We start from the raw sequence: 19,003 nt of genomic DNA, 5'->3' as shown, positions 1-19,003 counted from the left end.
GATCTTTGTCCATGGACCGCCGGACCGCCAGAGGCAAATGATGACCGCGGTACATGATCAGGGAGGGGCGGGGCGTTGGCTGAGTTCACGGTCGGTGACGAGCATTTTCTGCTGGACGGGCGGCCCGTGCGGCTGCTGTCCGGGGCCCTGCACTACTTCCGGGTGCACGAGGCTCAGTGGGATCACCGGCTGGCGATGCTGCGGGCCATGGGGCTCAACTGCGTGGAGACCTACGTCCCGTGGAATCTGCACGAGCCTGAGCCCGGCCGGTACGCCGACCCGGAGGCGCTCGGCAGGTTCCTGGACGCGGTGGCCGCGGCCGGGATGTGGGCGATCGTGCGGCCGGGACCGTACATCTGCGCCGAGTGGGAGAACGGCGGGCTGCCGCACTGGCTGACCGGTCCGCTCGGGCGCCGGGCGCGGACGCGTGACGCTCGGTACATGGAGCATGTGGAGCGCTGGTTCGGCGCGCTGATGCCGCAGGTCGTGGCGCGCCAGATCACGCGGGGCGGTCCGGTGGTCATGGTCCAGGTGGAGAACGAGTACGGCTCCTACGGTTCGGACCACGTCTATCTCGGCCGGCTGCGGGACCTGCTGCTCGAGCTGGGCGTGGAGGTGCCGCTGTTCACGTCCGACGGTCCCGCGGACCACATGCTGACGGGCGGGTCCGTGCCGGGTGTCCTCGCGACCGCGAACTTCGGCTCGGGTGCGCGCAAGGGCTTCGAGGTGCTGCGCCGCCATCAGCCGAAGGGGCCGCTGATGTGCATGGAGTTCTGGTGCGGCTGGTTCAGTCACTGGGGTGACAAGGCCGTCGGGCGGGATGCGTCCGACGCGGCACAGGCGCTGCGCGAGATCCTTGAGTGCGGGGCGTCCGTCAACATCTACATGGCGCACGGCGGTACGAACTTCGCGGGCTGGGCCGGTGCGAACCGCTCCGGCGCACTGCACATGGGCGAGCTGACCCCGGACATCACGTCGTACGACTACGACGCGCCCGTCGACGAGTTCGGGCGCCCGACGGAGAAGTTCTGGGCGTTCCGGGACCTGTTGGCGCCGTACGCGCAGGGCCCGCTGCCGGAGGTTCCCGTGGCGCCGGCGGTGCTGGGGGCGCCGGCGGAGGCCGTGCTGAGCGAGTGGGCGTCGATGGACGCCGTGCTGGAGGCGCTGGGCGGCCCGGAGACCGACTACGCGACCCCGCCGTCGTTCGAGGAGCTGGACGTGGACCGGGGCCTGGTGCGCTACCGGCTCGACGTGCCCGGGCCACGGCGGGCCTTTCCGCTGACCGTGGACGGGCTGCGGGACATCGCGGTGGTGTACGTGGACGGGGAGCGGGCGGGCGTGCTGACGGAGGCCGACGCGACGCTGCCGGAGCCGGTGGAGGGTCCCGCGGCGGTGGAGCTGTGGGTGGAGTCGCTGGGGCGGGTCAACTACGGTCCGCGGGTCGGCGAGCCGAAGGGCATCACGGGCGGGGTGATGCACGAGCGCCAGTATCTCCACGGGGTGCGGGCGCGGGGGTTGCGGCTGGGCGCGTTCGAGCGGGCGGGGGCGGTGGCCGGGTTGACGTTCGGCGTACCGCGGCCGGGTGAGCGGGGCCTGTACCGGGGCGGGCTGACGGTCGCGGGGGCCGGCGACGCGAGGCTCGAACTGCCGGGCTGGACGCGGGGGTTCGTGTGGGTGAACGGCTTCTGTCTGGGCCGGTACTGGTCGGCCGGGCCGCAGGAGTCGCTGTTCGTGCCGGGGCCGGTGCTGCGCGAGGGTGCCAACGAGGTGTGGGTGCTGGAGCTGGAACGGGGCGGGGAGGACGTACGGCTGGCGTGACGACCGGGCGTGATGGCCCAGTGGACGGCCTCCCCGCCGCGCTCAGAGGTTCGGTGGCGCGGTGCTACGGGTCGATCGGTGCCGCGGGGCTACCGCTACAGGCTCGCCGCGGCGGACTTGATCGTGGAGGCGAAGGTGGACACCTCGGTGTAGACACCGGGGTAGTCGGGCCGTGCGCAGCCCTGGCCCCAGCTGACGATGCCGACCTGGATCCAGGCGCCGGCGTTGTCGCGGCGGAACATCGGGCCGCCGGAGTCGCCCTGGCAGGTGTCGACGCCGCCCTCGTCGAAGCCGGCGCAGATCTCCTCGCCCGCGATGAGGCTCGGGTACGACTGCTTGCAGGAGGCGTCGGAGACGAACGGGACCTGCGCCTTGAGCAGGTAGCGCTGCTGGCCGCCGCCCTCGCGGGCCGCGCCCCAGCCGGCCACGGTGAAGGTGCCGTTGTTGTACGCCGTCGTGTCGGCGATCTTCAGGGTGGGCAGGTTGATCGGCCGGGCGAGCTTGATCAGCGCCCAGTCCTTGCCGTTGCCGTTGTACCCGGGGGCCTGGAGGACCTTGGTCGACCTCACCTTGATGGCGCTGGAGCTCTGGAGGTCCACGACTCCGGCGGTGGCGGTGATGCTGGTGTTGTTGCCCGAGCCGCTCACGCAGTGCGCGGCGGTGAGGACGATCTGCTGGGTGAGCAGGGAGCCGCCACAGCCCATGGAGAGCCGGACCATGAAGGGGAACTCGCCCTGGGCGGCGCGGGTTCCGCCGACGACGGGCGGCGGTGCGGCGAACGCGGAGCTGGGCTGCAGGCTGACGGCGGCGAGTATGACGGCACCGGCGGCCGCGCATCTCTTGAGGGTGCGCATGAGCTTGTTCAAGGGTCTGCCTTCTTTCGTGGGGGGTTGCTACCTGCGCGCCGGGCGGCCCCACGCCATGGGTAGTGACATGGGCCCGTCAAGGCGTGGTCCGGATTATGAGGAGCGGCTCACGAGGCCCACAAGAAGCACTTTTCGGCCAGGCGCCGTGCCGCTGCGGGGCGTGGGAGCGCCGTAGAGTTGGGAGCGGCCCGCCGCCGTTCAGGCTGGTGTGCGGGCCGGCCGCGTACAGCACCCACAGGGGGTACGGGCGTGACGAACGGCAGCGAGGTCGTGCACGGCTTCCCGCATCTCGACTCGGTGCGGGCGGCCATCACGGCACTGCACAAGAGGCTGTCGTACGACGGCGTGCGCGCGTACGGGAGCAGTGTGCCGCCCGCCGACGTCGCCTTCTCCGACCAGGACGACCTGCATCTCGGCGCACAGCGGGTGGCCCGTGCACTGGTCCATCAGCTGCGGCTGCCGGAGGCCCGGATGATCGTGAGCTTCCGCGAGATGCACCATGCGGCGAGCGTCGAACTCACGGCGGGGCCGGAGTACTTCATCGAGCTGAACGACCGATTCCGCAGCCATCGCCGCGACATCGGCGCCGCCCTCGCGCACGAGATCACGCATGTGCTGCTGCACCGGCTCGGGCTGGAGTTCCCCGGGACACGCGACAACGAGATCCTCACGGACACGGTGACGACCTATCTCGGGGCGGGTTGGCTGCTGCTCGACGCGTACCGCGAGGACGATGTTTCCAGCCAGAAACTGGGCTATCTGACCCCCGAGGAGTTCGGCTACGTCCTTGCCAAGCGCGCGATGGTCTTCGGCGAGGACCCGTCGGTCTGGTTCACCAGCCCGCAGGGCTACACGGCCTATACGAAGGGGCGGGCGCAGGCCCTGCGCGACGGGCAGCAGCCGCCGCTCTCGGCGGCCGGGTGGAACGGGCGGCGGCGCTACGCCAAGGATCGGCGGTACGCCGCGGACCATCCCGGGCCGGGGCTCCCGGGGCACGGCTCGCCCTACGCCTTCGAGCGGGTGCCCGGCGGCGGGCTGCGGGTGTCGTTCCCCTGCCCCACCTGCCACCAGCGGATCCGGGTGCCGGTGCGGGGGCGGGTGCGGGCACGGTGCGCACTGTGCCGCACGGTTCTCGAATGCGATACCTGAGGGTGCTTCCGTAGGGTTTTCCCTATGAGCACCAAGGACACCGAGGACCTCGCTCCGGCCACGGCCCCCGCCCCGGTCCGGGACCCGGCCCAGGGCCAGGACCTGACCGAAGAGCTCTTCGAGGGGCTGTACGGCGACGACGACGACGCGGTGGTGCGGGCGCTGCGGGCCGGGGCGCCGGCCGAGTCGGCCGACGAGGACGGTCAGACCGCGCTGTACGTGGCCGCTTCCCAGGACCGGCCGGGCATGGTGCGGCTGCTGCTCGCGAAGGGCGCGGACCCCGACCGGGCGAGCGGCGCGGACGGGGCCGAGCTGCCGCTGTGCGGGGCTGCGTCGTGGGGGCGCACCGAGGTGCTGCGGGCGCTGCTGGCGGCCGGCGCACGGCCGGATCTGGAGGAGGAGACCGGGGTCAGGGCGCTGACCTGGGCCTGTCGTCAGGGGCGCGCCGAGGCGGTGGAGCTGCTGCTGGCCGCCGGCGCCGACCCGGACCTGCCGGGGCCGGGCGAGGAGCCCCCGCTGGTGACGGCGGCGCGGCGCGGGTCGACGTCCTGCGTGCGCGCCCTGCTCAGGCACGGCGCCCGGGCGAGGGAGGACGCGCTCACGGAGGCGAGGCGCCACCTCGGCGTCGACCCCGAGGCGGAGCTGCGGCGCACGCTGACCGAGATGCACAGCGGGACGGACGGCCACGGGTACGAGACCGTGGCGCGGCGGGTGGAGGAGGACGGCGGGGAGACCGTCATCGTCGAGCTGATCCACATCGGTGGTCTCGTCTCCGGCATCGAGCAGCAGACCGGCCACGCGGCGATCGTCACGATCCTGGAGGAGGAGCTGGATCTGCGGCCCCCCGCCGAGATCCTCGCGGAGCGCGCACTGCGGCGCGGGGACCCGGACCTGGACGACTGGACCGAGGCCGTGGGGGTCCTTCAGCGCCGCGGTGACGAGGACACCTTCCGCGCGGCCGCGGGCTGGTGCGGGACCGAGGATCCGCTGCGGCAGACGTTCGCGGCCGACGTGCTGGCGGGGCTCTCGGGCGCGGGGACGCGGGCCCGGGCGGTCCCGCTGCTGCGGGAGCTGGCACGGGAGGCGACCCAGCCCGAGGTGATCCGTGCGGCGGTTGCGGCCCTGGGGCAGCAGGCGGACCCCGCGGGGGCGACGGAGATCCTCCGGCACGCCGGTCATGCGGACCCCGAGGTGCGCTTCGGGGTGGCGGTGGCCCTGCACGGGCTGCTCCCGGGCGACCACACCGAGGGCATCGGCGTGGTCCTCGCACTCACCCGGGACGCCGACGACGGCGTCAGGGACTGGGCGACGACGGTCCTGGCCGACGTGGACGCGGACACTCCCGCGATCCGCGACGCCCTCGCCGCCCGCCTCGACGACGACGTCCCCGACATCGAGGCGGAGGCGGCGCGCGGTCTGGCGATGCGTCAGGACGCGCGCGCGGTGGACGCGTTGGCGCGCATCCTGGAGAACGCGGACCCGGACGGCTACGCGTACTCCACGGCCGACCAGGCCGTGGACCACATCGAGGACGAGCGGACGAGACGACGTCTGGAAGCCACGGTTCCGCGGTCGCGCTGACGCGACCCCGGCGCCGGGCGGGGACAGGCCCCGGGGCCGGTCGGGGAGACGGACCCCAGGCGCCCGGCAATCGCTTCGCGGGCGACGTCTCGTGTTCACCGGCGGGACATCACGGACCCCCGTAATGACGGAGTTGTATGGACAACAGTTGTCCATACAGCTTCGGCCCCGCTTCGCCTTCCCTCATGGAGTACGCGTGACCAGCCCTGCCCGCCCCGCCCGTATCGCCGCGCTCGTCGGCGCCCTCGGACTCACCGCTCTTACGCTCACCGCCTGTGGTGCCGCGCCCGACAAGGGTGCCGGTGCCGTCGGTGGCAAGAACCTCAGCTCCGCGGCCTCGGCGGCCGACGCGGGCGGGATGGACGCCCTGATCGCCGCCGCGAAGAAGGAGGGCACGCTCAACGCGATCGCCATCCCCCGCGACTGGGCCAACTACGGCGCGATCATCGACGGGTTCACCAAGAAGTACGGCATCAAGGTGACCGTCGAGAACCCCGACGGCTCCAGCCAGGACGAGATCAACGCGGTGAAGACCCGCAAGGGCCAGGACCGTGCCCCCGACGTCCTCGACCTCGGTGCCTCCTTCGCGCAGGCCGCCGCCGAGCAGGGGCTGACCGCCCCGTACAAGGTCGCCTCCTTCGACAAGATCCCCGAGACCCAGCGCGAAGCGCAGGGCCGCTGGTTCAACGACTACGGCGGCTACGTCTCCATCGGCTGCGACGCCAAGCGCGTCAAGGTCTGCCCGCAGACGTTCGCCGACCTGCTGCGGCCCGAGTACAAGGGCAAGGTCGCCCTCAACGGCAACCCCACCAAGTCCGGCTCCGCCTTCGGCGGCGTCTACGCGGCCGCGCTCGCGAGCGGCGGCTCCTTCGACGACATCCAGCCCGGCATCGACTTCTTCGGCAAGCTGAAGAAGAACGGCAACTACAACCCCGTCGAGTCCACCCCGGCCACGGTCGAGAAGGGCGAGACCCCGATCAGCATCGACTGGGACTACCTCAACGCCGGCTACGCCAAGCAGTTCGCGTCCAAGGGCATCGACTGGAAGGTCGCCGTCCCCTCGGACGGCGTCTACGCCCAGTACTACTCGCAGGCCATCAACAAGGACGCCCCGCACCCGGCCGCCGCGCGCCTCTGGCAGGAGTACCTGTACAGCGCCGAGGGCCAGAACCTGTGGCTCAAGGGCTACGCCCGCCCCGTGCTGATGCCGGCGATGACCGCCGACGGCACCATCGACAAGGCGGCCGCGGCCGCCCTGCCCGCCGTCGAGGGCACCCCGCGGTTCCCGACCGAGCAGCAGACCGCCAAGGCCAAGGAGACCCTCTCGCAGGGCTGGGCCGCGGCCGTCTCCGGGTGACGCGCCACATGACCCTGCTCGACTCCCCCGCCCGCGCCTCGGCCGGTACGTCACCGGCCGCGGGCGCGGGCCCCCGGCCCGGCGCCCGCAGGCGCCGCTCCTGGGCGTGGCTCGCCGCGCTGCCGCTGTTCCTCGTCGTCGCCGTCGCCTTCGGACTGCCCGCGCTGGCCATGGCCGACGGTGCCTTCACGGTCGGCGACGGCGGCTACGGCCTCGACAACATGACCCGCTCGGTCGACGGCGCGTACCGCACCGCCCTCCTCGGCAGCGTGAAGCTGTCCGCGCTCACCGCCGCGGCGGGCACGCTCTTCGGCCTGCTGCTCGCCCAGGCCGTCGTCAGCTCCCGGGGCCGCGCGCTGCGCGAGGCCGTCCTCACCGCGTCCGGTGTGCTCGCCAACTTCGGCGGCGTACCGCTCGCGTTCGCCTTCGTCGCCACCCTCGGCAACGCGGGCGTCCTCACCACCCGCCTCGGCCTCGACGAGCACGGCTGGTCCCTCTACGGCTTCTGGGGACTGGCACTGACGTACCTGTACTTCCTGGTGCCGCTGATGGTGCTGACCGTCGCGCCCGCCCTCGACGGACTGCGCGTCCAGTGGCGGGAGGCGGCCCGCGACTGCGGCGCCTCCACCTGGCAGTACTGGCGGCACGTCGGCGTCCCGGTGCTGCTGCCCACCCTCCTCGGCGGATTCGTCCTGCTCTTCGGCAGCGCCTTCGCCGCGTACGCCACCGCCGCCGCGATGGTGGGCAGTTCGGTCCCGCTGGTCACCCTCCAGATCGCCGACGCGCTGTCCGGCAACGTCCTCGTAGGCCAGGAGAACGTGGCGCTCGCGCTCAGCCTCGACATGGTGCTGGTCGCGGCCGTGGTCATGGCCGTCCACCTGCCCCTGCAGCGAAGGAGCACCCGATGGCTCGCCTGACCCGCTCCGCCGTGCTGCTGGTCGCCGGGGTGTACTTCCTGGTGCCGCTGCTGGCGTCCGCCGTGTTCACGCTCGACATTCCCGGCCAGGGGCTCACCCTGTCCTCGTACACGGCGATCCTCGGCGCGCCCGGCTTCACCGGCAGCCTGCTGCTGTCGCTCGGCCTCGCGGCGGCCACCGTCGTGCTCGTGCTGCTGCTCACCATTCCCGCGGCGGTCGCCGCCCGGCTCTCGGCCCCGCGGCTGCGTCCCGTGCTCGAAGTGGTGTGCACCCTGCCGCTGGTCGTGCCGCCCGTCGCGCTCACCGCCGGGCTCGGGACGGTGCTGCGCTGGGGCCCGGAGAAGCTGTCCACGACGCCGCTGTACCAGACCTTCGTGGCCGTGCAGAACCCCGACTTCCCGTTCGTGCTCGTGCTCGCCTACGCGGTGATGGCGCTGCCGTTCGTGTACCGCGCGCTGGACGCGGGCCTGCGGGCCGTCGACGTCCGTACGCTCGTCGAGGCGGCCCGCGACCTGGGCGCGTCCTGGCCGCGGGCACTGGTCTCGGCCGTGCTGCCGAATCTGCGCGGCGCGCTGCTGAACGGCTCGTTCCTCACCCTCGCGCTGGTCCTCGGCGAGTTCACCGTGGCCTCGCTGCTCGGCTTCCAGCCCTTCGCGGTGTGGATCGTGCAGGCCTCCGGCTCGGACGCCCGGCTGTCGGTCGCCGTGTCGCTGCTGAGCCTGCTGCTGACCTGGGTGCTCCTGCTGGCCCTGACCACGCTCGGCAACCGCCGCCGCCCGTCCCGTACCTCACGTACCTCACGTACCTCACGTACCGCCGAACGGAAGACCTCCTGATGACGATGCTCGATACGCCGCCGGTACGCACCGGCGCGGAGCTGCGCCTGCGCGGACTGCGCCGGGCGTTCGGCGCCACCGTCGCGCTCGACGGCCTGGACCTGGACGTCGCCCCGGGCGAACTGCTCGCCCTCCTCGGCCCGTCGGGCTGCGGAAAGACCACCGCGCTTCGGGTGCTCGCCGGCTTCGAGCGGCCGGACGAGGGCCAGGTGCTGCTTGACGGCGAGGACATCGTGCCGGTGCCGGCCAACCGCCGCGACACGGCGATGGTGTTCCAGTCGTACAGCCTCTTCCCGCACCTCACGGCCGCCGACAACGTCGCCTTCGGGCTGCGGATGCGCAAGGCCCCGGGCGCCGAGCGGCGGGCGCGCGCCGCCGAGCTGCTGGAGCTGGTCGGACTGCCCGGCCACGGCGGCCGCTTCCCGCACCAGCTGTCCGGCGGCCAGCAGCAGCGGGTCGCGCTGGCCCGCGCCCTGGCGCTGCGTCCCCGGCTGCTGCTGCTCGACGAGCCGCTGTCGGCGCTCGACGCGCAGGTCCGCGTGACGCTGCGCGAGGAGATCCGCAGGCTCCAGCTGGAGCTCGGCATCACCACCGTGTTCGTCACGCACGACCAGGAGGAGGCGCTGTCGATGGCCGACCGGGTCGCGGTGATGAACGGCGGCCGGCTCGAACAGTGCGCCACCCCGACCGAGTTGTACGCACGCCCCGCGACGGACTTCGTCGCCGAGTTCATCGGCACCATGAACCGGGTGCCGGCGAGGGCGGTCGACGGCGGACTGGTCGAGGTGCTCGGCGCCCGCCTGCCCGTCGACGGCGACGCACCCGTGCCCGCCGGCCCCGTGCACGCGCTGATCCGGCCCGAGGCCCTGGACGTCCTCGTGGACGCGGCCGGCCCCGCCAGGGTCACCGGCACCGCCTTCCACGGCCCGACCACCCGCGTCCGGGTCACGCTCCCCGACGGCACGACCGTCAAGGCGGACGTGCCGACGCACACGGCCGCCGCACTCACACCGGGTGCGGCCGTGTCCGTACGCCCGCAGGAGCGGCCGGTCCTGGTCACCCGTGGCGGCGCCGAGTGACCGCACTGCGTGGCGTGCTGTTCGACATGGACGGCACCCTGGTCGACACCGAACGCGTCTGGCTGGATGTCGTGGAGGCCGCCGCGCGGCGCCGCGGCCGCGTCCTGGACGCCGGACGGCGTACGGCCGTGACGGGCCGCTCGGTCGGGGACACCGCGGCGATGCTGCACGGCCATCTGGAGGCGCCGGAGGAGGAACTCGCCGCCGAACTGGGCGCGGACTTCGCCGCCCGGCTCGCCGCCGCGGTCGAACCGCGCCCGGGCGCGCTGCGGTTGCTCGCCGCGCTGCGGGAGCGGGAGGTGCCGACGGCCCTGGTGTCGGCGTCGCCGCGAGCGGTGGTCGACCAGGTGGCGGGGACCCTGACCGGGCACCGTTTCGACGCCGTGTTCGGCGCGGAGGACACCGTACGGACCAAGCCCGAGCCCGACCCGTATCTGGCGGCGGCCGCGGCGCTGGGCGCCGACCCTGCCCAGTGCGTCGCGGTCGAGGACAGCCCCACGGGCGTCGCCTCGGCCCGCGCGGCGGGCTGCCGGGTCCTCGCGGTCCCGTCGACCGAACCGCTCGCGGAGGCCGACGGGGTGACCCTCGCCCGGTCGCTCACGGACGTCGATCCCGAGCTGCTGAGCTCACTGGTGGCACCGGAGGACGGCATGACAGGGTGTGCGCGTGAGTGAAGGACAGCAGAGGACGCCGCTGTATCTGAAGGTCGCCGCCGATCTGCGGACCGCCATCACGGCGGGCGAGTACGGCTCCGGGGCGAAGCTTCCGGCGGAGGACGAACTGGCCCGCCGCTACGGGGTGTCCAGAGGCACCGTGCGCCAGGCGCTCGCCGCGCTGCGCACCGACGGACTGATCACCTCCCGGCGCGGCACCCGCCGCGTCGTCCTGGGCGCGCCCCGTCTGCACAGCTTCGGTGAGCTGCGCAGTTTCACCCGCTGGGCGCGTTCGCTCGGCGAGGAGCCGGGCGGCCGGGTGGTGGCCCTCGACAGGGTCGCGGCGAACGAGGAGGAGGCGGAGAGGCTCCGTCTCGCGGAGGGCTCGATCGTGTACCGGGTGCGCCGGTTGCGCACGCTCTCCGGCGCGCCGGTGATGGTGGAGCGGACGACGTATCCGGAGCGGATCGGTGAGCTGGTGGCCGGGATGCCGCTGGACACGGTCTCGTACTCGGAGCAACTCGAACTGCACGGCGTGCTGTTCGCGGACGCCCGGCACACCATCGACCTGGTGCGGGCGGACGAGGACGACTCGGAACTGCTGGGCTGCCGGGCCGGTGAGGCGCTGCTGCGGGAGCGGCGGCACTCGACGGACCCGGCGGGAACGCCGGTGGAGTGGTCGCAGGACCGCTACCTGCCGGGGACGGTGGCGTTCACGATGCAGAGTTCGATGGCGACGACGGCACTGGGCCGCAGACTGAGCCAGTAGCGGCCGAGCCGGTTGTCTTCGGCGGCACCGAGCGGTGCGCCGGGGTTCGTGGACGAGCGGGGGGGGGGGGGGGGGGGGCGGGGGGCCCCCCCCCCCCCGCCCCGCCCGGGGCGGCCGGGCGGGGGTCCGCCCGGCGCCCCCGGCCCCCCGCCCCCAACACCCCCCCGCGCGCGGGGGGGCCCGCGCCCGGCGGGGGGGGGGGGGCCCGGGCGGGGGGGGGGGGGGGGGGGGGGTGGGGGGGGGGGGGGGGGGGGGGGGGGCGCCCCGCCCCGGGCCCCCCCCCCCCCCCGCTCGTCCACGCTCGTGCGCGCTCGTGCCGTTTCCCGCCGGGCGCCTACGGACGCAGCAGCCCTTCCAGCAGCGGCCGGAAGTGGGCGAAGCCCGGTGTGGGCATGTCCGGGTCCTTCGCCTGCTCGTCCCAGCGGCGTACGGCGACGGCGTCACGGGCTCCCGGGTGCGCCTCGAAGGCCCGAACCTGGTCGTCGGACATCGGACCGCCCTGGACCTGGAGGGTGTGCACGGAAGCCTCGGAGAGCAGGTCGAAGTAGCCGGGCTCGACGACGCAGAGGTAGCGCTTGGCGGCGACGTGCAGGCGTACGGGCTCGGTGACCTCGGGGCCGAACCACTGGTCGAGCCAGTCGGCTCCCGTGTGGCTGTGCCGGTTGTCGGTGCCGTGCTCCATCAGGTCGCGGCCGGTGACGGCGCCCTGGAAGTGGCCGACGTCGTGCAGCAGCGCGGCGGCGACGAGGTGCGGCGGGGCGCCTGCGGCCTCGGCGAGCGCGGCGGCCTGGAGCATGTGCTCGGCCTGGGTCACGTCCTCGCCGAAGTACTCGGCGCTGCCTTCGCCCTCGAACAGCTCGGCGAGGGTGTCGAGGGGGTGGGCGGCGGTGCTCATGCGGTGCTTTCCTTCCTGCGGAGTACGGCCAGGGTGGACGCGAGGCCGTCGATGTCGGCGTAGGCGCCCTGGAGGTGCCGGTCACCGGATTCGGCGAAGGCCGTACGGGCGTGCAGCAGCCGGGTGTTGTCGAAGACGAGGCAGTCGCCCGGGGTGAGCCGGAAGTCCAGCTGCAGCTCGCTGCGGAGCAGCAGCTCGCCGAAGCGGCGGTAGGCGGCGTAGAAGGCGTCCAGTACCTCGGCCGGCTGGTGCAGGGTGCCGATGGAGCGGTTGTTGAAGCGGATCTCGCGGATCCGGCCCGCCGGGTCGGTGCCGATCAGCGGCCGGTGGGCGCGCAGCTCGGTGTGGTCGTCGGCGAAGGCGAAAGGCACCGGGACGCTGGTGAGGACGCGGTACGCCTCCGGGTCCTCGGCGCGCAGCAGCGAGGCGGCGTGGAAGCCGTCGACCAGGCCGGAGTCGCCGCCCTGGGCCGCGTTGGTGAGGCAGTGCAGCAGCTGGAGGGTCGGCACCGGGTCGCGGTACGGGTTGTCGGTGTGCGGGGTGATACGGGCGCCGGTGAAGGCGAGGTTGTTGGGGTCGGCCTCGACACGGACCTCGAAGAGCGGGCCGTAGTTGGTCTCGCGTACGTAGCCGAAGGTCCGCGCCACGTCGAGGACCTGCCGGTCGCGTACGGGTACGCCGCGCAGCAGGACGAAGCCGAGGCGCAGCACGCTGTCGAGCGCCGCGGCACGGACGGCGTCGTCGGTGGTGTACGCGGCCCAGTCGGCCTCGGGGAACCCGCGGCCGGTGAGGCCGGCCACGTCCCACAGCTCCTTGTCGTCCTCGGTACGGCCGTCGCCCGGAGCCACGGCGGTGCCGGGGAGGTGGGCGTCGAGCCAGGCGTCGGGGTAGACGGAGCGGTGCCCGTCGGGGGCCCAGACGACCTCACGGGCGGCGAGGCCGTCCGCGGTCGTGGTGTCCTGGACGGAGCCGACGGCGAGTGCGGCGGGCAGCTCGGTGATCTGGAAGAGCTTCTGGCCGTTGCGGGGGTTCCGGCAGCCGGAGCAGGGACAGTTGTCGCGCAGCCAGAGCGGCGGTGCGGACGCGAGGGAGAGCATGAGCGGAGCTCCAAGTTGTACAGACAACTTCTGAACAGCTGGAGCCTGACAGGGAGGAATGACCTCATGGTTACGGCACGGTGGACACCAGAAAGACCCGTGCCGCCGGCCAGAAGGGGGAAGGGCCGGCGGCACGGGGTCGGAAGGTGGGTCGGTGGGGGCTCAGCAGCCGTGGTCGACGAGATCGAACGACGCGTAGTGGTCGGCGGTGTAGTAGTCCTCCTGCGGGGACTCGCCGGTGACGATGCGGCGGGCACCGCGCGTGGAGGAGCCGGGCGTCTTGACGGTGTACTCGTGGTAGTAGCCGGTCGAGTGGGCCGGGAGGATGCCCTCGCGGTTCTGGAAGACCGTCCCGTCCTGCGGATACGGGAACGGGCCGCCGTTCTCGATGAGTTCGAGCGTGTCATGGGCCTGGGACGGCAGGTCGGAGTAGCAGATGTCGCCGACCGCGGCGGCCGCCGCGGTCGCCGGGGCGGCTACGGGTCCGCCGACGAGCAGGGCGGAGAGGAGGGCGGCCGCGCCGCCGAGCATGGTGATCCGTGGGGGGATTCGCATATCCCATGATGACGCGCGTAGAAGTTGACGTGTCAACGTCAACTCCAAGGTGTTTTCGCCCCATTCACCTCCACCACCGGACCCTCACGCCCCGGTCGCCCGGTCGCCCGGACGCCCCGGCGCGGTAACCGCGTCGACGCACCGCCCCGTCTCCGGAGCCCGGAGCCCGGAGCCCGGAACCCGGAGCCACGGAGCCCGGAACCGGAGCCGACTACCGCGTCCCGTACACCGGTTGCGGCGGCTGCGACTCCGCGAGGAGCTTCAGCGCCGTCTCGCCCGCCTCCGCGGGGCTCCAGCGGGCGGCGCGGTCGGCCGTGGGGCCCGGGTGCCAGCCCTGCATGACCGTGATGCGCCCGGCCTCCGCCTCGAAGACGCGGCCGGTCACACCCGCCGACGCCGCCGAGCCGAGCCAGACGACGAGCGGTGAGACGTTCTCGGGAGCCATGGCGTCAAAGGCACCCGGCATGTCCGGTGCCGCCATCGTCGCGGCGAACGTCCGCTCCGTCATACGCGTACGCGCCGCCGGGGCGATCGCGTTGACCTGCACGCCGTAGCGGGACATCTCCGCCGCCGCGACCAGGGTCAGGCCGATGACGCCCGCCTTCGCCGCGCTGTAGTTGCCCTGGCCGACCGAGCCCAGCAGGCCCGCGCCGCTGGACGTGTTGACCACACGGGCCGCCACCTCGTGGCCCGCCTTGGCCTGCGCGCGCCAGTGGGCCGCCGCGTGCTTCAGCGGCAGGAAGTGCCCCTTCAGATGCACTCGCATCACCGCGTCCCAGTCGTCCTCGTCGAGGTTGACCAGCATCCTGTCCCGCAGGAACCCCGCGTTGTTGACGAGCGTGTCGAGCCGGCCGAAGGAGTCGAGCGCCGCCGCCACCAGTGAGGCCGCGCCCTCCCCCGACGCCACGTCCCCGCCGTGCGCCACCGCCTCGCCGCCCGCCGCGCGGATCTCGTCGACGACCCGCCCGGCCGGGCTGTCCGGGCCGGGCGCCCCGTCCGGCCCGACCCCGAGGTCGTTGACCACCACCCGTGCGCCCTCCGCGGCGAACGCCAGCGCGTGGGCCCGCCCGAGCCCCCGGCCCGCGCCCGTCACGATCACGACCCGGCCCCGGCAGATACCAGCAGTCATCTCAACTCCCATCGGAGATCTCCTTGTTCGCGGTCGCGGCATCGAGGAACGCGGGGCGCTCCCCGCCCCCGTGCACCAGCAGGGACGCCCCGCTCACATACGCGGCCCGCGCCGAGGCGAGGAAGACCGCCGTGTCCCCGATCTCGTCCGGCTCCGCGAGCCGGCCCAGCGGCACGGTGCGGCCGACCGCCGCGACGCCCGTCCCGTCGCCGTAGTGCAGATGCGAAAGCTCCGTACGCACCATCCCGAGCACGAGCGTGTTCACCCGTACCTCCGGCGCCCATTCCACGGCCATGGACCGCGCGAGGCTCTCCAGCCCCGCCTTCGCCGCCCCGTACGCGGCCGTGCCCGGCGACGGCCGCGTCCCGCTCACGCTCCCGACCATCAGCACGGAACCGCGTGCCGCGCGCAGCAGTTCGTAGGCGGCCAGCGACGCCGTCAGCGGGGCCAGCAGATTCAGCTCCAGGACCCGTGCGTGCCGCTGTGCCCCGCCCTCCCCCAGCAGCCGGTACGGCGTTCCGCCCGCGTTGTTCACGAGGACGTCGAGCCGCCCGTACCGGCGGCCGATCCCGGTGAAGAAGTCCCCGACGGCATCGGCGTCGCGCAGATCGACGGGGACGAACCGCGCGGCGCGGCCCGCGGACGCGACGGGCACGTCCGGCGGTCTGCGGGCACAGACGACGACTTCGGCCCCCGCCGCGAGGAACGCCCGGGCGATGCCCGCGCCGACGCCGCGCGTCCCGCCGGTGACGACGGCGACCCTCCCGTCCAGCTCCATCGGCTGCTACCTTCCTGACGAGCAGTCACCTAACAAACGTTTGGTGGAAAGGTAGCTGATCCACTCATGGGTGTCTCCACCACAAGCCCGGAGAAGGGCATTTCCGTCGTCACCCTCGACTTCCCGCCCGTCAACGCCCTTCCCGTACGGGGCTGGTACGACCTCGCCGACGCCGTACGCGCCGCCGGCCGCGACCCGGAGATCCGCTGCGTCGTCCTGGCCGCCGAGGGCCGCGGCTTCAACGCCGGCGTCGACATCAAGGAGTTGCAGCGCGACCCCGGCCACGACGCCCTGATCGGCGCCAACCGCGGCTGCTACGAGGCGTTCGCCGCCGTCCACGAGTGCGAGGTCCCCGTCGTCGCCGCCGTGCACGGCTTCTGCCTCGGCGGAGGCATCGGCCTCGTCGGCAACGCGGACGCGATCGTCGCCTCCGACGACGCCACCTTCGGGCTGCCGGAGCTCGACCGGGGCGCGCTCGGCGCCGCCACCCATCTCGCCCGGCTGGTCCCCGGGCATCTGATGCGTGCCCTGTACTACACCTCGCGCACGGCGACCGCCGCCGAACTGCACGCCCACGGCTCCATCTGGCGGGTGGTCCCGCGCGCCGGGCTCCACGCAGCGGCCCTGGAGCTGGCGCGGGAGATCGCCCGCAAGGACGGCCACCTCATCCGGCTGGCGAAGGCGGCCATCAACGGCATCGACCCCGTCGACGTACGCCGCAGCTACCGCTTCGAGCAGGGCTTCACCTTCGAGGCGGCCCTCAGCGGCACCGCCGACCGGGTCCGCGACACCTTCGGCAAGGAGGAGACGAGTGGCTGACAAGACCATGAGCGTCGACGAGATCGTGGGCCGGCTGCGCAGCGGCATGACCCTCGGCATCGGCGGCTGGGGCTCGCGCCGCAAGCCCATGGCGCTGGTGCGGGCGCTGCTCCGCACCGGGATCACCGATCTCACCGTCGTCTCGTACGGCGGCCCGGACGTCGGGCTGCTGGCCGCCGCGGGCCGGGTGCGCAGGCTCGTCGCGCCCTTCGCGACCCTCGACTCGATCCCGCTGGAGCCGCACTTCCGCGCGGCGCGCCAAAGCGCCGCCTTCGCGATGACGGAGCTCGACGAGGCCATGTTCATGTGGGGGCTGCACGCCGCGGCGAACCGGCTGCCGTTCCTGCCCGTGCGGGCGGGCATCGGCTCGGACGTCATGCGGGTCAACCCGGAGCTGCGCACCGTCACCTCTCCCTACGAGGACGGCGAGGGCGGCGGGCGCGGCGAGGAGTTCGTGGCCGTGCCCGCGCTGCGGATGGACGCCGCGTTCGTCCACATGAACCGCGCCGACCGGCTCGGCAACGGCCAGTACCTCGGGCCCGACCCGTACTTCGACGACCTCTTCTGCGAGGCCGCCGACGAGGCGTACCTGTCGTGCGAACAGCTGGTCGAGACGGCCGAGCTGACCAAGGAGGCGGTCCCGCAGACGCTGCTGATCAGCCGGCACAGCATCACCGGCGTCGTCGAGACCCCGAACGGCGCGCACTTCACCTCCTGCGCTCCTGACTACGGGCGCGACGAGGCCTTCCAGAAGCTGTACGCGACCACGCCCTGGCAGGAATTCGCCGAACGGTTCCTGTCCGGCGGGAGCGAGCACAACTACCAGTCCGCCGTCCAGGCCTGGCACGAGGAGCAGCAGTGACCGCCTCCCGCCCCGTCCCCGGTTCCGTGTCCGGCTCTGCGTCCGGTTCCGTCACCCGGTCCGAGTACTGCGTCATCGCCTGCGCCGAGGCCTGGCGCGACAACGGCGAAGTGCTGGCCAGCCCGATGGGGATCGTCCCGTCCCTCGGCGCCCGCCTCGCCAGACGCACCTTCTCCCCCGACCTCCTGCTCACGGACGGTGAGGCCATGCTCGTCGGCCTGGACGGCACCGTGGAGGGCTGGCTGCCCTACCGTCGCCACCTCACGATGGTCACCGGCGGCCGGCGGCACGTCATGATGGGCGCGAGCCAGATCGACCGCTACGGCAACCAGAACATCTCCTGCATCGGCGACTGGGCCCGCCCGGCGCGCCAGCTGCTCGGCGTGCGCGGCGCTCCCGTGAACACCCTCAACAATCCGGTGAGTTACTGGGTGCCCCGGCATTCGCCCCGGGTCTTCGTCGAGAAGGTCGACATGATCAGCGGCGTCGGGTACGACCACGCGAACGGCGCGCGTTTCCACCGCATCCCGCGGGTGGTCAGCAACCTCGGCGTCTTCGACTTCGCCACACCGGACCACTCGATGCGGCTGGCCTCGCTGCACCCGGGCGTCACCGTCGCCCAGATCCGGGAGGCGACCGGCTTCGGCCTGGTCATCGACGACGACGTGCCGTACACACGGGAGCCGACCGCGGCCGAACTGACGCTGATCCGCGAGGTCATCGACCCGGGCGGCACCCGCTCACGCGAGGTCGGCGACTGATGGAGACCGCGCTCACCGAGCTCACCGGCGTCCGCCACCCCGTCGTCCAGACCGGTATGGGCTGGGTCGCCGGGCCCCGGCTCGTCTCCGCGTCCGCCGACGCGGGCGCGCTCGGCATCCTCGCGTCCGCGACCATGACCACCGAGCAGTTGCGGCAGGCGGTGCGCGAGGTCAGGTCCCGTACGGACGCGCCGTTCGGCGTCAATCTGCGGGCGGACGCCGGGGACGCCCGCGAGCGGGTACGGATCATCGTCGACGAGGGCGTACGAGTCGCCTCCTTCGCCCTCGCCCCGTCCCGTGAGCTGATCGCCGAGCTCAAGGACGCGGGCGTCGTCGTCATCCCGTCCGTAGGCGCCCGGCGGCACGCCGAGAAGGTCGCGGCGTGGGGTGCGGACGCGGTGATCGTGCAGGGCGGCGAGGGCGGCGGCCACACCGGCGACGTCGCCACGACGGTGCTGCTGCCGCAGGTCGTGGACGCGGTGGACATTCCCGTGGTCGCGGCGGGCGGCTTCCACGACGGGCGCGGGCTGGTCGCTGCGCTCGCCTACGGGGCGGCGGGCATCGCCATGGGGACCCGTTTCCTCCTGACCTCCGACTCGACCGTCCCCGACGCCGTCAAGGCTCGCTATCTCGCGGCGTCGGTCAAGGACGTCGTCGTCACGTCGGCCGTCGACGGACTGCCGCACCGCATGCTCCGTACGGACCTCGTCGACGCGCTGACGCGCTCCGGGCGCGTCCGGGCGCTGCTGCACGCACTGCGCCGTGCGGCCGGGTTCCGGAAGCTCTCCGGGCTGTCGTGGTCCGCGATGGTCCGCGACGGGCTCGCGATGAAACACGGCAAGGACCTGTCCTGGAGCCAGGTCCTGCTCGCCGCGAACACTCCCATGCTCCTGAAGGCGTCCATGGTGGACGGCCGCACCGACCTCGGCGTGATGGCGTCGGGGCAGGTGGCGGGGGTGATCGAGGATCTGCCGAGCTGCGCGGAGCTGGTCGCCCGGGTGATGTCCGAGGCGGAACAGGTGCTGCGCGGTCTGACGGCAGGGGGCTGAGCGGGAGGGAAGGATGGCCGGGCCGGGCGGTCG

The 19,003-nt window shown here is 73.2% G+C and carries 19 protein-coding genes; 13 read left to right on the top strand and 6 right to left on the bottom strand.

Going from position 1 to position 19,003, the window contains the following annotated elements; genetic code table 11:
* Positions 1–75: 75 nt before the first annotated feature.
* Entirely contained in the window at positions 76–1,818 is a 1,743-nt protein-coding gene (locus ACIQMR_RS03105) for a beta-galactosidase family protein (protein WP_401382173.1), read from the top strand.
* Positions 1,819–1,913: 95 nt separating this feature from the next.
* Here the strand turns inward: ACIQMR_RS03105 and ACIQMR_RS03100 are convergent, their stop codons facing one another.
* Positions 1,914–2,672 (bottom strand): S1 family peptidase, encoded by a 759-nt coding sequence (locus ACIQMR_RS03100; RefSeq protein ID WP_401382681.1) that lies wholly within the window; start codon positions 2,670–2,672, stop codon positions 1,914–1,916.
* Between the two features lie 261 nt (positions 2,673–2,933).
* On the opposite strand from ACIQMR_RS03100, the gene ACIQMR_RS03095 reads away from it, so the two are divergent.
* The 8 genes from ACIQMR_RS03095 (at position 2,934) to ACIQMR_RS03060 (ending at position 11,025) form a co-directional block, all read left to right on the top strand.
* The gene (locus ACIQMR_RS03095) at positions 2,934–3,833 is read left to right on the top strand and encodes a hypothetical protein (protein ID WP_401382171.1); all 900 of its coding nucleotides are present in this window, start codon (positions 2,934–2,936) and stop codon (positions 3,831–3,833) included.
* Positions 3,834–3,857: 24 nt separating this feature from the next.
* Positions 3,858–5,414 (top strand): ankyrin repeat domain-containing protein, encoded by a 1,557-nt coding sequence (locus tag ACIQMR_RS03090; RefSeq protein WP_401382169.1) that lies wholly within the window; start codon positions 3,858–3,860, stop codon positions 5,412–5,414.
* 196 nt (positions 5,415–5,610) lie between these two features.
* Complete coding sequence (locus ACIQMR_RS03085; RefSeq protein WP_401382166.1) at positions 5,611–6,771, top strand: ABC transporter substrate-binding protein; 1,161 nt, start codon at positions 5,611–5,613, stop codon at positions 6,769–6,771.
* A gap of 8 nt (positions 6,772–6,779) precedes the next feature.
* Positions 6,780–7,688, top strand: coding sequence for an ABC transporter permease (locus ACIQMR_RS03080; RefSeq protein WP_401382165.1), 909 nt, complete (start codon positions 6,780–6,782; stop codon positions 7,686–7,688).
* A complete protein-coding gene (locus ACIQMR_RS03075) occupies positions 7,676–8,524 on the top strand; it encodes an ABC transporter permease (RefSeq protein ID WP_401382163.1) in 849 nt (282 codons plus the stop codon). Before ACIQMR_RS03080 ends, ACIQMR_RS03075 begins: the two co-directional genes overlap by 13 nt.
* The gene (locus tag ACIQMR_RS03070) at positions 8,524–9,603 is read left to right on the top strand and encodes an ABC transporter ATP-binding protein (RefSeq protein WP_401382161.1); all 1,080 of its coding nucleotides are present in this window, start codon (positions 8,524–8,526) and stop codon (positions 9,601–9,603) included. Before ACIQMR_RS03075 ends, ACIQMR_RS03070 begins: the two co-directional genes overlap by 1 nt.
* The gene (locus tag ACIQMR_RS03065) at positions 9,600–10,277 is read left to right on the top strand and encodes an HAD family hydrolase (protein WP_401382159.1); all 678 of its coding nucleotides are present in this window, start codon (positions 9,600–9,602) and stop codon (positions 10,275–10,277) included. Before ACIQMR_RS03070 ends, ACIQMR_RS03065 begins: the two co-directional genes overlap by 4 nt.
* Positions 10,270–11,025: a GntR family transcriptional regulator gene (locus ACIQMR_RS03060; RefSeq protein WP_401382157.1), complete on the top strand. Its 756-nt coding sequence runs from the start codon at positions 10,270–10,272 to the stop codon at positions 11,023–11,025. The genes ACIQMR_RS03065 and ACIQMR_RS03060 overlap by 8 nt, the downstream gene beginning before the upstream one ends.
* Positions 11,026–11,359: 334 nt before the next feature.
* On the opposite strand, the gene ACIQMR_RS03055 is transcribed toward ACIQMR_RS03060, so the two are convergent.
* From ACIQMR_RS03055 to ACIQMR_RS03035, 5 genes are all read right to left on the bottom strand, one after another.
* Positions 11,360–11,920, bottom strand: a complete 561-nt coding sequence (locus tag ACIQMR_RS03055; RefSeq protein WP_401382155.1) for a phosphonate degradation HD-domain oxygenase — start codon at positions 11,918–11,920, stop codon at positions 11,360–11,362.
* The gene (locus ACIQMR_RS03050) at positions 11,917–13,017 is read right to left on the bottom strand and encodes a TauD/TfdA family dioxygenase (protein WP_401382153.1); all 1,101 of its coding nucleotides are present in this window, start codon (positions 13,015–13,017) and stop codon (positions 11,917–11,919) included. Before ACIQMR_RS03050 ends, ACIQMR_RS03055 begins: the two co-directional genes overlap by 4 nt.
* Positions 13,018–13,179: 162 nt before the next feature.
* Positions 13,180–13,572 (bottom strand): ribonuclease domain-containing protein, encoded by a 393-nt coding sequence (locus ACIQMR_RS03045; RefSeq protein ID WP_401382151.1) that lies wholly within the window; start codon positions 13,570–13,572, stop codon positions 13,180–13,182.
* A 211-nt stretch (positions 13,573–13,783) separates the two neighbouring features.
* Complete coding sequence (locus tag ACIQMR_RS03040; protein WP_401382148.1) at positions 13,784–14,701, bottom strand: SDR family oxidoreductase; 918 nt, start codon at positions 14,699–14,701, stop codon at positions 13,784–13,786.
* A 1-nt stretch (position 14,702) separates the two neighbouring features.
* Positions 14,703–15,479 carry an SDR family oxidoreductase gene (locus tag ACIQMR_RS03035; protein ID WP_401382145.1) on the bottom strand — a complete coding sequence of 259 codons (777 nt, stop codon included), beginning with the start codon at positions 15,477–15,479 and terminating at the stop codon, positions 14,703–14,705.
* Positions 15,480–15,545: 66 nt separating this feature from the next.
* On the opposite strand from ACIQMR_RS03035, the gene ACIQMR_RS03030 reads away from it, so the two are divergent.
* From ACIQMR_RS03030 to ACIQMR_RS03015, 4 genes are read left to right on the top strand one after another with little or no spacing between them, the layout of a single operon-like run.
* The gene (locus tag ACIQMR_RS03030; RefSeq protein ID WP_401382143.1) at positions 15,546–16,298 is read left to right on the top strand and encodes an enoyl-CoA hydratase family protein; all 753 of its coding nucleotides are present in this window, start codon (positions 15,546–15,548) and stop codon (positions 16,296–16,298) included.
* On the top strand, positions 16,291–17,160 hold the full coding sequence (locus ACIQMR_RS03025) for a CoA transferase subunit A (protein WP_401382140.1): 870 nt from the start codon (positions 16,291–16,293) through the stop codon (positions 17,158–17,160). Before ACIQMR_RS03030 ends, ACIQMR_RS03025 begins: the two co-directional genes overlap by 8 nt.
* On the top strand, positions 17,157–17,921 hold the full coding sequence (locus tag ACIQMR_RS03020; RefSeq protein ID WP_401382137.1) for a CoA-transferase subunit beta: 765 nt from the start codon (positions 17,157–17,159) through the stop codon (positions 17,919–17,921). Before ACIQMR_RS03025 ends, ACIQMR_RS03020 begins: the two co-directional genes overlap by 4 nt.
* The gene (locus ACIQMR_RS03015) at positions 17,921–18,970 is read left to right on the top strand and encodes an NAD(P)H-dependent flavin oxidoreductase (RefSeq protein WP_401382134.1); all 1,050 of its coding nucleotides are present in this window, start codon (positions 17,921–17,923) and stop codon (positions 18,968–18,970) included. Before ACIQMR_RS03020 ends, ACIQMR_RS03015 begins: the two co-directional genes overlap by 1 nt.
* The last annotated feature ends 33 nt before the right edge of the window (positions 18,971–19,003 follow it).

The sequence above is a fragment of the Streptomyces sp. NPDC091376 genome (assembly GCF_044757085.1).
GTDB lineage: Bacteria > Actinomycetota > Actinomycetes > Streptomycetales > Streptomycetaceae > Streptomyces > Streptomyces pratisoli.
The sequence above is the reverse complement of the archived record's forward strand: the minus strand, read 5'-3'. Positions and strand labels throughout refer to the sequence as shown.

What these genes read in the sequence shown, in the direction of transcription:
- ACIQMR_RS03035 (WP_401382145.1), bottom strand. Translation starts at nt 15,479, where the DNA reads ATGGAGCTGGACGGGAGGGTCGCCGTCGTCACCGGCGGGACGCGCGGC.
- ACIQMR_RS03015 (WP_401382134.1), top strand. Translation starts at nt 17,921, where the DNA reads ATGGAGACCGCGCTCACCGAGCTCACCGGCGTCCGCCACCCCGTCGTC.
- ACIQMR_RS03045 (WP_401382151.1), bottom strand. Translation starts at nt 13,572, where the DNA reads ATGCGAATCCCCCCACGGATCACCATGCTCGGCGGCGCGGCCGCCCTC.
- ACIQMR_RS03050 (WP_401382153.1), bottom strand. Translation starts at nt 13,017, where the DNA reads ATGCTCTCCCTCGCGTCCGCACCGCCGCTCTGGCTGCGCGACAACTGT.
- ACIQMR_RS03075 (WP_401382163.1), top strand. Translation starts at nt 7,676, where the DNA reads ATGGCTCGCCTGACCCGCTCCGCCGTGCTGCTGGTCGCCGGGGTGTAC.
- ACIQMR_RS03040 (WP_401382148.1), bottom strand. Translation starts at nt 14,701, where the DNA reads ATGACTGCTGGTATCTGCCGGGGCCGGGTCGTGATCGTGACGGGCGCG.
- ACIQMR_RS03070 (WP_401382161.1), top strand. Translation starts at nt 8,524, where the DNA reads ATGACGATGCTCGATACGCCGCCGGTACGCACCGGCGCGGAGCTGCGC.
- ACIQMR_RS03080 (WP_401382165.1), top strand. Translation starts at nt 6,780, where the DNA reads ATGACCCTGCTCGACTCCCCCGCCCGCGCCTCGGCCGGTACGTCACCG.
- ACIQMR_RS03090 (WP_401382169.1), top strand. Translation starts at nt 3,858, where the DNA reads ATGAGCACCAAGGACACCGAGGACCTCGCTCCGGCCACGGCCCCCGCC.
- ACIQMR_RS03030 (WP_401382143.1), top strand. Translation starts at nt 15,546, where the DNA reads ATGGGTGTCTCCACCACAAGCCCGGAGAAGGGCATTTCCGTCGTCACC.
- ACIQMR_RS03055 (WP_401382155.1), bottom strand. Translation starts at nt 11,920, where the DNA reads ATGAGCACCGCCGCCCACCCCCTCGACACCCTCGCCGAGCTGTTCGAG.
- ACIQMR_RS03100 (WP_401382681.1), bottom strand. Translation starts at nt 2,672, where the DNA reads ATGCGCACCCTCAAGAGATGCGCGGCCGCCGGTGCCGTCATACTCGCC.